At 68.5% G+C, this 16093-nt stretch carries 12 protein-coding genes; 5 read left to right on the forward strand and 7 right to left on the reverse strand.

Annotation, left to right across the window (positions count from 1 at the left end; translation table 11 throughout):
* Nucleotides 1–20 precede the first annotated feature (20 nt).
* From ACFQU4_RS26095 to ACFQU4_RS26115, 5 genes are all read right to left on the reverse strand, one after another.
* A complete protein-coding gene (locus ACFQU4_RS26095; protein WP_377497637.1) occupies nt 21–401 on the reverse strand; it encodes a hypothetical protein in 381 nt (126 codons plus the stop codon).
* Nucleotides 402–439: 38 nt separating this feature from the next.
* Nucleotides 440–1357, reverse strand: a complete 918-nt coding sequence (locus ACFQU4_RS26100) for a heme A synthase (protein WP_377497639.1) — start codon at nt 1355–1357, stop codon at nt 440–442.
* 196 nt (nt 1358–1553) lie between these two features.
* Complete coding sequence (locus ACFQU4_RS26105; RefSeq protein ID WP_377497641.1) at nt 1554–5405, reverse strand: ABC transporter ATP-binding protein; 3852 nt, start codon at nt 5403–5405, stop codon at nt 1554–1556.
* Nucleotides 5406–5439: 34 nt separating this feature from the next.
* Nucleotides 5440–5877, reverse strand: a complete 438-nt coding sequence (locus ACFQU4_RS26110; protein ID WP_377497643.1) for a MarR family winged helix-turn-helix transcriptional regulator — start codon at nt 5875–5877, stop codon at nt 5440–5442.
* A 113-nt stretch (nt 5878–5990) separates the two neighbouring features.
* On the reverse strand, nt 5991–7337 hold the full coding sequence (locus ACFQU4_RS26115; RefSeq protein ID WP_377497645.1) for an MFS transporter: 1347 nt from the start codon (nt 7335–7337) through the stop codon (nt 5991–5993).
* A 219-nt stretch (nt 7338–7556) separates the two neighbouring features.
* Between ACFQU4_RS26115 and ACFQU4_RS26120 the strand changes: the two genes are divergently transcribed.
* Entirely contained in the window at nt 7557–9839 is a 2283-nt protein-coding gene (locus ACFQU4_RS26120) for an ATP-binding cassette domain-containing protein (protein WP_377497647.1), read from the forward strand.
* Between the two features lie 8 nt (nt 9840–9847).
* On the opposite strand, the gene ACFQU4_RS26125 is transcribed toward ACFQU4_RS26120, so the two are convergent.
* Nucleotides 9848–10525: a maleylpyruvate isomerase family mycothiol-dependent enzyme gene (locus ACFQU4_RS26125; RefSeq protein ID WP_377497649.1), complete on the reverse strand. Its 678-nt coding sequence runs from the start codon at nt 10523–10525 to the stop codon at nt 9848–9850.
* A 90-nt stretch (nt 10526–10615) separates the two neighbouring features.
* Between ACFQU4_RS26125 and ACFQU4_RS26130 the strand changes: the two genes are divergently transcribed.
* Nucleotides 10616–11050: a MarR family winged helix-turn-helix transcriptional regulator gene (locus ACFQU4_RS26130; protein WP_377497651.1), complete on the forward strand. Its 435-nt coding sequence runs from the start codon at nt 10616–10618 to the stop codon at nt 11048–11050.
* Nucleotides 11051–11068: 18 nt separating this feature from the next.
* Here ACFQU4_RS26130 and ACFQU4_RS26135 read toward each other — a convergent pair whose 3' ends face one another.
* On the reverse strand, nt 11069–12109 hold the full coding sequence (locus tag ACFQU4_RS26135; RefSeq protein ID WP_377497653.1) for a LacI family DNA-binding transcriptional regulator: 1041 nt from the start codon (nt 12107–12109) through the stop codon (nt 11069–11071).
* A 297-nt stretch (nt 12110–12406) separates the two neighbouring features.
* On the opposite strand from ACFQU4_RS26135, the gene ACFQU4_RS26140 reads away from it, so the two are divergent.
* From ACFQU4_RS26140 to ACFQU4_RS26150, 3 genes are read left to right on the forward strand one after another with little or no spacing between them, the layout of a single operon-like run.
* Nucleotides 12407–14092: an extracellular solute-binding protein gene (locus ACFQU4_RS26140; protein WP_377497655.1), complete on the forward strand. Its 1686-nt coding sequence runs from the start codon at nt 12407–12409 to the stop codon at nt 14090–14092.
* A gap of 25 nt (nt 14093–14117) precedes the next feature.
* Nucleotides 14118–15143, forward strand: a complete 1026-nt coding sequence (locus ACFQU4_RS26145; RefSeq protein ID WP_377497657.1) for an ABC transporter permease — start codon at nt 14118–14120, stop codon at nt 15141–15143.
* The gene (locus tag ACFQU4_RS26150; RefSeq protein WP_377497660.1) at nt 15140–16048 is read left to right on the forward strand and encodes a carbohydrate ABC transporter permease; all 909 of its coding nucleotides are present in this window, start codon (nt 15140–15142) and stop codon (nt 16046–16048) included. Before ACFQU4_RS26145 ends, ACFQU4_RS26150 begins: the two co-directional genes overlap by 4 nt.
* Nucleotides 16049–16093 lie beyond the last annotated feature (45 nt).

Genomic DNA, 16093 nt, shown 5'->3' on the forward strand with positions numbered 1-16093 from the left:
CCCCCGGACTGTCGGCATCATCACAACGTCGGCACGAACTCCTCTCCGCGGAGGGCCCGCTCGACCAGGTCGACCGCTCGCCGGGTCCGCGGCAGCAGCGCACCGAACCGCTGCCAGGCCTCGATCGCCTGCTCGACCACCTCCGGCGCAACGAACCGGCCCAGCTCGGTCCGCACCTCCGCCACCCCGGTCTCGACCGCCTTGGCCTGACCTTCCAGCGACCTGGCCGCGAACCGCGCCAGCACGACCGGATGCCGGCGCAGCACCGGGTAGAGCCGGAAGTCCGGCGGGCAGCAGTCGAGCAGAAACGCGGACGCGGTCATCTCCCAGTCGACGGCTCCCGGCGGCCTGACCATCGGCGGCCAGCCCGGCGGCACATACCTACTTCCATCCCCTGCCATGAACCGATACTATCGAACACGTGTTCGAATCGCAATGCTCATTCCGAGGCGACGGGGCTCCGGTGACTCAGCAGGTAGTGGGTGGCCGCGGCCACGGTCAGGGCGGCCCCGACGAGGTGCAGCAGCACCAGCAGGATCGGCAGCCCGGTGTTGAACTGGATCACGCCCACCAGGCCCTGGAACAGTTCGGCGGCCAGCAGCATCAGCACTGCGCGGCTGCGGAACCAGACGACGCCGAGGACGGTCAGCGCGACCAGCAGATAGACGGCGCCCGCGTGCAGGTGCGTGACGACGGTCGGGTCGAAGCCGGTCCGCTTCGCGTTGATGTCGCCCGAGTGCGGCCCGGAGCCCGTGACCACGGTGCCCAGCCACAGGGCGATCCAGACCACCACGAAGGTGGCGATCACCACCGCGCGGCTGGCGACCGAGCCGACGGCGGTGCCGGTGATGCCGAAGGCGCGGTGCACGAGCAGCACGCTCAGCGCGATCAACGCCATCGACACCAGGAAGTGGAACGCCACCACGAACGGGTTCAGCTGGCTCAGCACGGTGAACCCGCCGACCACGCCCTGGGCCGGGATGCCGAGGCCGAGCAGGAACGCGATCAGCCAGACCCGCGGCCGGGCGTTCCGGTCGGCGACCCGGAGTGCCGTGAGGAACGTCATGATCATGACCGCGGCCAGCACGAAGGTGAGCAGGCGGTTGCCGAACTCGATCACGCCGTGCATGCCGAGGGCGGGATGCGGCACGTACGAGTCGGCGGTGCACCGCGGCCAGGTCGGGCAGCCGAGCCCGGAGTCGGTCAGCCGCACCAGGCCGCCGGTGAGCACGATCCCGATGTTGGCCACCAGGGCGGCGACCGCCCACCTTGGCAGCACCTCGGGCGCGGTCACGGCCCGCCATCGCCGAACCAACCCCGCCCAGGGTCCGGACAGGGTCGCAGATTGGTCGCTCACCGATCTCCCTTCGCGAGTGCAGAACGCGGCCTCGCAGGTGTTGTGCCAACGGCACGATACCCGGCGCGGCCCAGCGTTCCGGCACGCGGCCAAGGCTGCCTGACGGGCGTGCGACCGAGCTGCCTTCCGGGCACCCACCGGTGCTGCACCGCCGGGTCCGGCGACCAGCCGGCGACCGGTCCGGCTCCGTGCCGGATCAGCGGGACGGAGTGTCCACCAGGTCGCCGGCGAACGCCTGCCAGAGCCGGCGATAGGTGCCGTCGGCTTCCAACAGCTCGGCATGCGTGCCGTCCTCGACCACCTTGCCGTGATCGAGCACCAGCACCCGGTCGGCGCGGGCCGCCGTGGTCAGCCGGTGTGCGATCACGACCGTGGTCCGCCGCTGCGCCAGCCGGTCCGCTGCCCGGGTCACCGCGGCCTCGCTGGCCAGGTCGAGCGCCGCCGTGGCCTCGTCGAGCAGCAACAGATCCGGCTGCACGCACTCGGCCCGGGCCAGGGCGATCAGCTGCCGCTGCCCCGCGCTGAGGTTGCGGCCCCGGTCACCGACCTGGTGGTGATAGCCGTGCCGTAGCTCCCGGATCATGTCGTGCGCGCCGACCGCTCGAGCGGCCGACTCGATCTCGGCCGGAGTCGCGGTGGGGCGGCCGTACCGGATCGCGTCGGCGATGGTCCCGGAGAAGAGGTAGGCCTCCTGCGGGACGTAGCCGAGCCGATGCCGGTAGCCGGCCAGGTCGTAGGACCGCAGATCGACGTCGTCGACCCGGACGGACCCGTCGCCGGGATCGTAGAAGCGGGCCAGCAGCTTCATCACGGTCGACTTGCCGGCACCGGTCTCCCCCACCACGGCGACCCGCTGCCCGGACGGCACCCGGAACGAGATCCCGCGCAGGGCCGGCTCGTCGGCGCCGCCGTAGCTGAACACGACGTCGTCGAACTCCAGTTCGCCGGCGATCCGCTTCGGCACCGGGACCGGGTCCGCCGGTTCGGGCGTCGACGGTTGGGTGCGGAGCAGTTCGGAGATCCGGCGCAGGCCGACGGCCGCCTGCTGGTAGCCGTCGAAGACCTGGGACAGCTGCTGGACGGGCGAGAAGAACATCGTCACGTACAGCATGAAGGCGATCAGACCGCCGGCGGTCAGGGCGCCGCTGTGCACCTGCCCGGCCCCGAACAGCAGCACCAGGGCCGTGGCCAGGTCGGACACGAACGCGATGAACGGGAAGAAGGTGGCGATGTAGCGCTGACTGCGCACCCGGGCGACCCGGTAGCTCTCGGAGAGCTTCCCGAACGTGTCCGCGTTGCGCGCCTCGCGCCGGAAGGCCTGGGCCACCCGGACGCCGGCCACGTTCTCCTGCAGGTCGGCGTTGACGATGCTGATCCGCTCCCGCGAGATCTGGTACGCCTTCGACGACCTGGCCCGGAAGATCAACGTCGCGATGATCACCAACGGCAGGACGGCCAGCACGACCAGGGCCAGCGACGGGTTGATCACGATGATCGCCACCAGCACGCCGAAGAAGGACAACAGGCTGACGACGGCCGTCGCGAGCCCGGTCTGCACGAAGGTGGAGAGCGCGTCGACGTCGGTGGTCATCCGGGTCATGATCCGGCCACCCATCTCGCGCTCGTAGAAGTCGAGCCCGAGCCGCTGCAGGTGCGCGAACAGCTTCATCCGCAGCAGGTAGAGGATCCGTTCGCCGTTCTTACCGGTCACCTGGATCTGGGCCCGCTGGACCAGCCAGTCACCGACGGTGACGACGAAGGCGAGCACGGCGGCGATGATGATCACGTCGCCGCGGTCCTCGGTGACGCCCTGGTCGACGCCCAGCCGGACCGCGGCCGGCAAGATCAACTGAGCCACGGCGTCCGCCGCGACCAGGATCAGGCCGATCAGCAGCGGCGCCCGGAACACCCGCAGCAACCGGACGAACCGGAACGCCGGATCGGGCTGCCGGTAGTGGCGTGGATCGACCTCGGGCCGGTCGGTGACCGGCGGCAACTTCGCCACCTGCTCCAGCAGTTCCGGCGAGGGTGGCAACGCGGCCACCATCGAGCCCATCGGACCCATGCCGCGACCGCCGCCGCCGGCCCGCATCCCCATCCCGCCGGGAGCTCCGCCGCCGGCCATCGCGCCGCCGCTGCGTTCGACCAGGCCGTAGGCGCGCTCCAGCGCCTGTTCCTCCGGGGTCAGGTCGGGCTCGCGCCAGGCCGACGGGGTGATGCCGTCCACCTGCGGTTCCGGTTCGGGTTCCGGCTCCGCCGCGGCCGGTGCCCGCCCCTCGACCTCGGCGTTCACCTCGTCCTCGTCGAGCCGGTCCAGGTCCTCCGGGCCGGTGAGCAGGATCGTGTAGAGCGGGCAGCGGCGCTCGAGTTCCTCGTGGGTGCCGATGTCGACCAGCCGGCCGCGGTCCAGCACCCCGATCCGGTCGGCCAGATCGAGGGTGCTGCGCCGGTGCGCGACCAGAAGGGTGGTCCGGCCGGCCATCACCCGCCGGAGCGTCGTGTGAATCTCGGCCTCGATCCGGGCGTCGATCGCCGACGTCGCATCGTCCAGCAACAGCACCTGCGGGTCGGTCAGCAGCGCCCGGGCGAGCGCGACGCGCTGCCGCTGGCCGCCGGACAGGGTGAGGCCCTGTTCGCCGACGACGGTGTCGTAGCCCTTGGGCAACTGCATGATGAAGTCGTGCGCCTCGGCGGCCCGGGCGGCCGCCTCGATCTCGTCCTGGGTCGCGTCCGGGCGCCCGTACGCCAGGTTCTCCCGGACCGTGGTGGAGAACAGGAAGCTGTCCTCGAAGACCATCCCGATCGAGCCGCGCAGCGACTCCAGCGTGACGTCGCGGATGTCCTGGCCACCGATCCGGACCGCACCGCTGCCGACCTCGTAGAAGCGCGGCAGTAGCAGGGACACGGTCGACTTGCCCGAACCGGCGGTGCCGACCAGGGCCAGCGTCTCCCCCGGCTGCACGGTGAAGCTGACCTCGTCGAGCACCGGCTGGTCCTCGGTGTAGCCGAAGCTGACCCGGTCGAAGGTCACGTCGAGAGGGCGGTCCGGCAGGGTCGTCGCGTCCGGCGCGTCGACGATGTCCGGCTTCGCGTCGATCACCTCGAAGACCCGCAGCACCCCGGCCTTCGCCTGCTGCCCGATGGTCAGTAGGCCGGACAGCATCCGGACCGGGGCCACCATCGAGGCGAGGTAGGTGGAGAACGCGAGGAAGGTGCCGAGGGTGATCTGCTGGTGCAGCGCCATCCAGCCACCGACGCCGAGGATGCCGACCTGGCCCAGTGCCGGGATCGCCTGCATCAGCGGGTTGTAGAAGCTGTTCAGCTTGATGGTGCGGGTCCTGGAGCCGAACAGACCCTGCGCGGTGTCGTCGAGCCGGGAGAGTTCCTGTTCCTCCTGGCCGAAGCCCTTGACCACCCGGACCCCGGTGACCGCCGACTCGACCACGCCGGCGACCTCGCCGACTCGTTGCTGGGCGTCCCAGTTCGCCGGGAAGAGGGTGCGCCGGCCGCGGATCGCGATCCACCACAGCGCCGGCCCGACCAACAGGGCGACCAGGGTCAGTGGCGCCGACAGGGTGAACATGATGATCACCGAGCCGATGAACAGCAGCACGTTGCTGATCATGACCGGCATCATGCCGAGCAGGCCCTGGACCAGGTTGAGATCGGAGATTGACCGGCTGACGATCTGGCCCGGCGGCAGTTCGTCCTGGCTGCGGCCGTCCATCCGTTCCAGCGAGGCGAACACTTCGCGGCGAAGATCATGTTGGACGTCGATCGAGAGCCGGCCACCGAGGAATCGCCGCATGAAACCGGCGCCGAAGTTGGCCAGACCGACGGCGATCAACGCGATGATCCACGGCAGCATCGGCTGCGCCTGGGTCAAGATCACGTCGTCGACGACCTCGCGCACGATCAGCGGCGAGATCGCGTTCGCGGCCATGCCGACCAGGGCACCGCCGAAGGCGACCGTGAACAACACCGGATGCCGGAGGCAGTAGCGGGCGAGCCGCTTGATCCAACCCGGCGGTGCCTCGCCCGTGGTCACGTCCTGCGGTGGATTCGGCTCCGAGTTGGGTTGTTCACGCCTGTCGAGCACGCCGTCGTTCCTCCCGATTTTTCTCCATCGCCTCGTCCAGGGCTGCCAACGCGGTCAACACCGCCGAGGCGTCGTCCAGCCCTTCGAGGACCTCGTCCAGGCGCCGCACCAGTGCGTCGTCGGCCACGGCCAGCGCCGTCTCGCCGTCCGTCGTGATCTCCAGCCAGGTGATCCGCCGGTCCGACTCGTCGCTGCGCCGCCGGACGAACCCGGCCGCGGTCAAGGACTCGACCGCGGCGCTGATCGCCGGTTTGGACACCGTCAGGCGCTGCGCCAGCGCCGTCGAGCGTTCGGTGCCGTCGGCGAGCAGCGAAAGCAGCCGGTACTGCGGTGGCGTCAGGCCGGTGTTCACCCGGTCCAACATCCGCCCGGCCCGGAGCAGTGTCCGCACCGCGTCACGCCGGCTCTGCCGCTTCCCCATGGCACCTCCCGGAGCCACATTATAGTTAATCTGCTGAACTAACTGTTCTGGTGGGTCCACGAAGTGGGCAGGAAATTGGAGCCGCCGGCCGCGGACGCCGGACGGCAGGCCGGTCAGCGAACTGTCGCGGGGGTCTCCGGCTCCGGCGTATCGGAATCGGAGCGGGACGGATCGGAGGCGGACGGATCCGGGTCCGCGGGAGCGCCGGAATCCTCGTCGGGGTTCGATTCCCGGGCGGCGGAGAGCGCTGCCCGGCCGGACGGGAGCATGATCGCGATGGTGATCACGATCATGGTCAGGGTGCCCGCGATGATCAGCAGCAGCTGCACACTGATCACGTCGGCCAGCGGCCCGAAGGCCACCATCCCGATCGGTGTCGCGAGTGCCATCACGATCCCGACGTAGCTGAACACGCGGCCGTGCTTCTCCGGCTCGACGGTGCGCTGGAACAGGGTCATGAACGGTGACGAGAACGGCGGCACCATCAGCCCGAACGCGAACATGAAGCCGTAGAACACCCAGAGGTTCGGCGCCAGCCCCTGCAGGATGGTGAACAGCGCGAACCCGTACGTCGCGATCAAGATCAACCGCATCGGGTTCTTCTTGGCCAGGATCGTCGACACCAGGACGCCGCCCAGCATCATGCCGACGCTGAAGACGATCTCCAGCACCGCCAGCATCCACTTCTCGTCGCCGAAGCTGCGCGCCACCATCAGCGGGGTCAGGAACGACGGCGCGACGGTGAGCAGAAACAAGATCGCGAACACCCCGAGCAACCAGCGGACGATCCGATGGCCGACGATGTAGCGCATCCCCTCCACCAGATCCTGCCGGTACGTCGTCGTCGACTCGGTCACCCGGGCCAGCGTCGGCACCGTCACCAGGCCGAGCAGCACGACGCCGATCACCGCGGTCACCACGTCGAGGAAGAACACCGGCACGATCCCGGCGAACGCGTAGATCGCCCCGGCCACGGCCGGGGCGAGCAAGGACATGACCGACTGGATGGTCTGGAACATCCCGTTCACCCGCATCAGCTGATCACCGGGGACGAGCTGCGGGATCATCGCCTGGACGGTCGGCGTCTGCACGCCGGCGCCGAACGAGCGGACGCCGACGGCCAGCAGGATGATCCACAGGTCGGTGACCCCGTTCATCATCAGCAACGCCAGCACCAGGGTCGACGCGGCGATCCCGATGTCGGCCGACATGGCCAGCACCTTCCGGTTCATCCGGTCCGCGAGCACCCCGCCGAAGATCGACACGATCCCCTGCGGCGCGAAGGCCGCCACCGCGTAGAGCGCGACGGCGATCCCGGACTGGGTCTCCAGCGTGACGTACCACATCACGACGTACTGCACGATCATCGAGCCGAACAGGGAAACGGTCTGGCCGGACAGGAAGAGGGCAAGGTTGCGTCGCCAGTTGGCCGGAACGGCGACGACCTCGGTCTCGGTCATGGTCTCCTCGTCAAAAGAATCGGTGCGGAATGGCACCGTAGAACTTCAAGTGTGGTCAAGGTCAAGGAAGCGCAGCGGTTCCCGATGCGAGCCCGAACCTACCCCGACCCTCCGACAGTCGGCTTGGATTTTCCGGAAGCCCGACGACACGCCGCCGGCGGCCGGCGGCACGCCCGCCTGGAACCGGAATTGTCGGTGGTCGCGGCTACGGTCTGCTCCATGCATCCGGCGGATTCCCATGACCTGATCCACGTCCACGGCGCCCGCGAGAACAACCTCAAGGACGTCTCGGTCGCCATCCCCAAGCGACGGCTGACCGTGTTCACCGGCGTGTCCGGTTCCGGCAAGAGCTCGCTCGTCTTCGGCACCATCGCGGCCGAGTCGCAGCGCTTGATCAACGAGACCTACAGCACCTTCGTCCAGGGCTTCATGCCGAGCCTGGACCGGCCCGACACCGATCTGATGGAGGGCCTGACGACGGCGATCATCGTCGACCAGGAGCGGATGGGTGCCAACTCCCGGTCGACCGTCGGCACCGCGACCGACGCGAACGCGATGCTGCGGATCGTCTTCAGCCGGCTCGGCCGGCCGAGCGCGGGCCCGTCCTTCCACTACAGCTTCAACCTCCCGGCGGGCGCCTGCCCGCGCTGCGAAGGCCTGGGTAGGGCGACGGAGATCGACCTGGACGAGCTGTTCGACCGGACCAAGTCGCTACGCGAGGGTGCGCTGACCATCCCCGGTTACAACGTCGACGGCTGGCAGGTGCGGATCTACACCGAGTCCGGGTTCCTCGATCCGGACAAGCCGATCCGCGACTACACGGAGCAGGAGCTGGCCGACTTCCTCCACAAGGACCAGTGCAAGGTCAAGGTCGGCGACATGAACCTCACCTACGAGGGCCTGGTCCCCCGGGTGCGGAAGTCGTTCCTGCAGAAGGACAAGGACGCGCTGCAACCGCACCTGCGCACGTTCGTCGAGCGAGCGGTCACGTTCGCCGCCTGCCCGGAGTGCCACGGCACCCGGCTCAACCAGGCCGCACTCGAGTCCCGGATCGACGGGATCAACATCGCCGAGGCGTGCGCGATGCAGATCAGCGATCTGGCCCAGTGGGTCCGCAAGCTGGCCGATCCCGCCGTCGCTCCCCTGCTCAAGACCCTGCAGCAGACCCTCGACTCGTTCGTCGAGATCGGGCTCGGCTACCTCAGCCTGGACCGGCCGTCCGGCTCGTTGTCCGGCGGTGAGGCGCAGCGGACGAAGATGATCAGGCACCTCGGTTCCAGCCTGACCGACGTCTCGTACATCTTCGACGAGCCGACCATCGGGCTGCACCCGCACGACATCCAGCGGATGAACGATCTGCTGCTTCGCCTGCGGGACAAGGGAAACACGGTCCTCGTCGTCGAGCACAAGCCGGAGACGATCCGGATCGCCGACCATGTCGTTGATCTTGGTCCGGGCGCCGGCGGGTCGGGCGGCACGATCTGCTTCGAGGGTACGGTCGACGCGCTGCGCGCCAGCGACACCCTCACCGGGAGGCACCTGGACGACCGGGCCCGGCTCAAGGAGACCACCCGGAAGCCGACCGGGACGCTGCCGATCCGCGGCGCCGACCGGCACAACCTGCGCAACGTCGACGTCGACATCCCGCTCGGTGTCCTGGTGGTGGTCACCGGCGTCGCGGGCTCCGGCAAGAGCTCCCTGATCCACGGCTCGATCCCGAAGAACGCGGGGGTGGTGTCGGTCGACCAGACGGCGATCCGCGGTTCGCGGCGGAGCAACCCGGCCACCTACACCGGCCTGCTGGACCCGATCCGGGCCGCGTTCGCCAAGGCCAACGGAGTCAAGCCCGGCCTGTTCTCCGCGAATTCGTCGGGTGCCTGTCCGAACTGCAACGGCAACGGCGTGATCTACACCGACCTGGCGATCATGGCCGGGGTCGCGACGATCTGTGAGGAGTGCGGCGGCAAGAGGTTCCAGGCCGAGGTGCTGGAGTACCAGCTGGGTGGGAAGAACATCAGCGAGGTGCTGGCGATGTCGGTCGCGGACGCGGACGTGTTCTTCGCCGCGGGCGAGGCGAAGACGCGGGCCGCGCACGCCATCCTGTCCCGGATGTCCGACGTCGGGCTCGGCTACCTGACCCTCGGCCAGCCGCTGACCACCCTGTCCGGCGGCGAACGGCAGCGGCTCAAGCTGGCGATCCGGATGGCCGAGAAGGGCGGCACCTATGTCCTGGACGAGCCCACCACCGGCCTGCACCTGGCCGACGTCGAGCAGCTCCTGGGGCTGCTGGACCGGCTGGTCGACGACGGCAAGTCGGTGATCGTGATCGAACACCACCAGGCCGTGATGGCGCACGCCGACTGGATCATCGATCTTGGTCCCGGTGCCGGCCACGACGGCGGCAGCGTCGTCTTCGAGGGCACGCCGGCCGAACTGATCGTCGACCGATCCACGCTCACCGGGCAGCACCTCGCCGACTATGTCGGGGCCGCCGCCCGGTAGGCCCAGCTTCAGTTGGCCAGTCGCGACGGTCCGCCGGTGGCGGCCCGGAGCCGGTCGGCGCCGGGGCCGACCAGCCGGGTGAGTCCGGCCCGGCGCCCGGTGATCAGGAGCAGCAGGGCGGCGATCGGTCCGCGGATCTCCGGGCCGTCGCCGCGCTCCCACTCGGTGTCCGTCGCCACCAGGCGGTAGCCGGAGACTGGAATCCTGGCAAAGACCGCCGCCTTGCCGCGGGCACCGTAGGACCAGGCCCGTGAGGCGGCCCGGGCGGCGGTCGCCGGTGGCAGGTCCAGCTCGCGGTCCAGCGGTACGGCGATGTCCTGACCGTGCACGGCGATGTCGATCAAGGTCTCCTCTGCCGTGACGCCCACGTTGTGGCGGCGTGATCCGATCATCCCCCGGATCTCCCTGATCAAGCTGCCTGTCGGTTCGGCCGCAGCCTTGATCCGGGCGATGCCGTTGATCATGTGGTTCATCCCGCCGAGAACTCCGGGGTGCCGGATCAGGCTCCCGACCAGTTCACCGAAGCCGACCTGCTGCAGGGTCAGATGCGCGGCGACATCGCGTACCGTCCAGCCGGCGCACAGCGACGGCCGCGACCACTCCTTTTCGGTCAGCTGATCGAGCAGCGTCGCGGTCACCTCCCGCTGCGCGTCGATCATCGCCCACAGCTCGTCCTTCTCGTCCACGACCGTCACCCACTCCCACCCGGACCGCAGCAACTAGTACGATAATGGGACTAATTTAGTTCGATCGTGGGACTATCACAAGGGGCGAACGTGGTTGATCAACCGCACGTCGGAGTCTTGATGTTCGTGGCCTCCCGCGCCGTCGAGACCCGGGTCATCGAAGCGGTGCAGGCGGCCGGCTATTCCGACCTGACCGTGGCGCAGGGCCGCATCGCAGCGCGGATCGGACCCCACGGGACCAGGCTCAGCGAGCTGGCCGAGCAGGCGCAGGTCGCCAAGCAGACCGCGACCGCGCTGGTGGATCGGCTCGAGGCCGCAGGGTACGTCGAGCGGGTGGTCGACCCGTCCGACGCCCGGGCCCGGCTGGTCCGGATCTCCCGCAAGGGCCGCAAGGTGGTGGCGATCGCCCGCCGGGTCGAGGCCGAGATCGACGCCGAATGGACCCGGCACCTCGGCTCCCGCCGGATGGCTCAGCTCAAGGCGACGCTGGCCGAGCTCCGCCCGATCGTCGATCCGTACCAGTGATCATCACGAGCACCCGGCTCAGGACCGTCCCTCGACCGGCGCCGGTTCGACCCAGGCCGCCGTGCTCTCCCGCTCGACCAGCCGGACCGCCAGGTCCATCTTGCGGACGGACGGCTGTTCGCCGCGCGCCATCGCGAGCACCAGCCGGGTGGCCTGGCCGGCCATCTCGAGCAGCGGCTGCGCGACGGTGGTCAGCTGGGGCCAGACCCAGGACGCCAACGGGAGGTCGTCGTACCCGACGACCGACAGGTCCCGCGGCACGTCCCAGCCGAGCTCCCGGGCCGCCCGGAGCACCCCGAGGGCCTGCATATCGCTGCCGGCGAAGATCGCCGTCGGACGGTCCCGCAGCGCCAGCAGGTCGCGCGCGCACCGGTAGCCGCCCTCGACGCTGAAGTCGCCGACCCGGACCAGTTCCGGCGCATCGGGCAGCCCGGCCCGACGCAGCGCGTCGACGTACCCGTCCATCCGGGCCCGGGCACAGATCGTGTCGGTCGGCCCGCTGATGGCGCCGATCCGGCGGTGCCCCAACTCGATCAGGTGCCGGGTGGCCGCTCGGCCGCCGCTCCAGTTGTTCGAGCCGATCGACGCGACCGACTCGTCCTCCTCGCCGATCGGATCCACCACCACATAAGGGATCTGGCGGGCATCGAGCTGTGCCCGCTGGTCCGGGGCGAGGTCGGAGAAAACCATGATCACGCCCGCCGGCCGGCGGATCAGCACGGAGTTGATCCATTCCTGGCGCGGCCGCCGACTGGCCCCGCACTCGGACAGGACGACCTCGACGTTCGCGTCCCGTGCGGCCTCCTCGACGCCGCGGATCACCTCGACGGCCCACGGGTTGCCGAGGTCGTGGAAGACCAGATCGATCATCGGCACCGGACTCGGTGCCGCGGCGCGGCGGCGCTGGTAGCCCGACTCGCGCAACTGCGCCTCGACGAGTTCCCGGGTCGCCGGCGCGACATCGCCCCGCCCGTTGAGCACCTTCGACACGGTCGGGATCGACACGCCTGCCTGGTCCGCGATGGTGGCGATGGTGATGCGGGGGCGCTTGCCGGCCATGGTCCTCCTCGACATTCCGGATGCTTCGCTCGCGGGCTGGTCCGCCCTCCGGGATCGTACCGAAACTTTCGAGGAGTTCCAGTCGATCCCCCGATCCCGGCCCGAAACTTTCGTTGACCTACCTGGAGTCGAACGGCTGCGGCTATGCGCCTCAAATTGAGATCTCTGAGGCGCCGCCACGACCTTGACACTGGTCGAGGACGACTCCTAATCTCGATGAAAGTATCGCTTCTTCACCGAAACTTTCCTTTGCCGCTCACTGATCGGCGAAAGCCATCCATCTCAATGAGGAGAGCCATGTCAGACGCGTTCGGATTGCGGCCGCTGCGGGCCAGCCGCCGTCAGGTCCTCGGATACTCGGTCGCGGCGGCGGGCCTCGCGCTCGCGGCCGGCTGCAGCACCGAGGACACCGGAAGCCCCGAGGACGATCTCGCGAGCAAGTCCAAGGGGGCGATGGAGGGGTTCGCCGCGGACACGCCGTTCAAGGCGACCGAGCCGTTCACCCTGTCGGTCCTGTGGACCGACTGGCCCGAGGTGCCGGTCAAGGACTCGTGGACCTTCTTCACCGAGCTCGAGAAGCGCACCGGGGTCAAGCTGGAACTCACCCACATCCCGTTCAGCGACGCGACGGAGAAGCGGAGCCTGTTGATCAGCGCCGGTGACGCGCCGAGCGTGATCCCGCTGGTGTACACCGGCGACGAGGAGTCCTTCGTCTCCTCCGGAGCGATCCTGCCGATGAGCGATTACGTCCAGCACCTGCCCAACTTCGCCAAGTACGTCAAGGAATGGGACCTGTCGGGCATGATCGACAGGCTCAAGCAGTCCGACGGCAAGTCCTACATGCTGCCCGGCCTGCAGGAGGTGTCGGTCCCGGTCTTCACCTTGATCATCCGCAAGGACGTCTTCGACGCGGTCGGCGCCGGGGTGCCGCAGACCTGGGACGACATGCGGGCCGCGCTCCTGAAGATCAAGCAGAAGTACCCCGACTCGAAGCCCCTCGCCGACGGGTTCGAGGCCCAGTCGCTGCTCAACTACGCCTCCCACGCCTGGGGCACCCGGGCCGGCTGGGGGTTCGGCGACGGCATGGTCGACGACGGTGCGGGCGGCCTGAAGTACACGGCGGCGGCGCCGGAGTACCGGCAGCTGGTGGAGTACTTCCGCGGCCTGGTGGCGGACGGGCTGGTCGACACCGAGTCGCTGACCGCGTCGAACGACGGCAGCGGCGGCGGGAGCGTGGTGGAGAAGTTCGCCAACGAGACGGTCTTCGCGGCGTCCGGCTCGGCCGGCACCGCGATCGAGTTCGCGCAGGCCCTGGAGGAGACCCTCGGCAAGGGCCGGTTCGAAGTGCTGCAGATCGCGCCACCCGGCGGGCCGGCCGGTCAGGTCGTCGAACCGCGCAACTTCTGGAACGGCTTCATGATCAACTCCGAGCTGAAGGACTCCGAGTACTTCCTGGCCACGCTCCAGTTCCTCGACTGGCTCTACTACAACCCGCAGGCGCGGGAGCTGCTGCGCTGGGGCGTCGAGGGCGAGACGTACACCAAGGCCGCCGACGGCAAGATCACGTTGAAGCCCGAGTATTCGCTCGACGGCTACAACCTCAACACCAAGGCCAAGACCGACCTGCAGAAGGATCTCGGCTGGTCGAACAACGTGTTCGCGGATTCGACCGAGTCGCGGGCGCTCAAGGAGTCGTACAACGCGCCGGCCTTCGTCGACTACCTCGACTCCGTCCTGACCTCGCGCAAGCCGCGGGATCCGTACCCGCCGGCTCCGCTGAACGAGACCGAACTCGAACAGGCCTCGCTGATGGCGACCCCGCTCAAGGACACCGTCGACACCAACACGCTCAAGTTCATCCTCGGCGAGCGCGACCTCGAGGAGTGGGACGCCTACGTCGCGGAGCTGGAGGCCCAGGGCCTGCCGAACTACGTCGAACTGCTCAACGGGGCGCGGAAGCGTTTCGTCGAGCAGAACGGCTGAGCCGCCGGCGGACACGGGGCGAGCCATGGTGACCACACGAACAGAAACCGGGCCCGGGTCCGGGCCGGGCGAGGCGCTGGCCGACCGTCCGGCCGGAACCGGATCCGGACCGGAGCTGCTCGGGCCCCCGGCGACCACCGGGCGCCGGCGGCGAAGCTGGCGGCAGGCGGTACGCCGCGACTGGCAGCTGTACGCACTGGCCCTGCTGCCGTTGATCTTCTTCCTGATCTTCAAGTACGGGCCGATGCTCGGCAACGTGATCGCCTTCCGCCGCTTCCGGCCCGGCGGCAGCATCTTCGGCGAGCAGTGGGTGGGACTGCGCTACATCGAGATGTTCATCGGGGACCCGTCGTTCTGGAAGGTGTTTGCGAACACCGCGATTCTGGGCGGCACGACCTTGATCATCTGCTTCCCGCTGCCGATCGTGCTGGCCCTGATGCTCAACGAGGTCAGGAAGAAGGCGTTCAAGAAGGTGATCCAGTCGATCACCTATCTGCCGCACTTCCTCTCGATCGTGATCGTGGCCGGCATGGTCCTGCAGCTGTTGTCGTTGCAGGGCACCGTCAACCAGGTGATCGGGGCGTTCGGCGGCGACCAGGTCGCGTTCATCCAGCGGCCCGAGTGGTTCCGGACGATCTATGTCGGCTCCGAACTGTGGCAGACGCTCGGCTGGGGCACCATCCTCTATCTCGCCGCGCTGACCTCGATCGACGAGGCGCTCTACGAGGCGGCCAAGATCGACGGCGCCGGCCGGCTCCGGCAGACCTGGCACGTGACGCTGCCCGGCCTGCGTCCGGTGATGATCACGCTGTTGATCTTGAACATCGGGACCTTCCTCAACGTCGGGTTCGAGAAGGTGCTGTTGCTCTACAACCCGTTGACGTACTCGACGGCGGACGTCATCTCGACCTACCTCTACCGAGTCGGGCTGATGTCGAACAATCTCAGTTACGCGGCCGCGATCGGCCTGTTCCAGGCACTGATCGGCCTCGTCATGGTCCTGTCCGCGAATCTCATCGCGCGCCGAGTGGTAGGGACGAGCCTGTGGTGATCAACCTGACGACGACCCGTACCGCCGGGGTGAAGGACAGCCGCGGCTACCGCGCCTTCACCGTACTGAACCTGATCTTGCTCGTCCTGCTCTGCGCGATCATGCTCTATCCGTTCATCACGGTCCTCGCCCAGTCGTTCAGTTCGGCCGGCGCGATCAAGGCCGGCCAGGTGAGCTTCTGGCCGGTCGGCTTCAACGTCGACACGTACGTCGCCGTGATGTCGAACGGCACGTTCTGGCGCAACTACGCCAACACGGTCCTGTACACCGTGGTCGGGACCGCCATCGCCATGACGCTGACCACCACGTACGCGTACGTCCTGTCGAAGCAGCAGCTCCGGGGCCGGAGCGCGCTGATCGGCATCGCCGTGTTCACCATGTTCTTCAACGGCGGCCTGGTGCCCAACTACGTGTTGATCTCCGCGCTCGGGATGAAGAACACCATGTGGGCCATTGTGCTGCCGGGCGCGATCTCGGTGTTCAACCTGCTGGTGATGAAGGCGTTCTTCGAGAGCCTGCCGAAGGATCTCGAGGAGGCCGCGCAGATCGATGGGCTCAGCTGGTTCGGGATCTTCGTCCGGATCGTACTGCCGCTGTCGAAGGCCGTGATCGCCACGATGGTGCTGTTCTACTCGGTCGCCTACTGGAACGACTGGTTCGCGGCATTCCTGTACCTCGACAAGAGCGAGCTGTTCCCGGTCACCCTGTTCCTGCGGAACCTGATCGCGGGCGCCTCCACGACGGCGTCCGAGGGTGCCGCCGCGGCCGGTACGACGACCGCGATGGTGTCGTCGAACATCCAGGCCGTGACGATGATCCTCACCGTGATCCCGATCTTGTGCATCTATCCCTTCGTCCAGCGCTACTTCGTCTCGGGTGTGATGCTCGGGTCGATCAAGGGATGACGGGAACGCAGGACCGACCAGACCCGACCAGAGGAACGGAAACGA

This window comes from Microlunatus sp. GCM10028923, from assembly GCF_042666975.1.
Classification (GTDB): Bacteria; Actinomycetota; Actinomycetes; order Propionibacteriales; family Propionibacteriaceae; genus Microlunatus.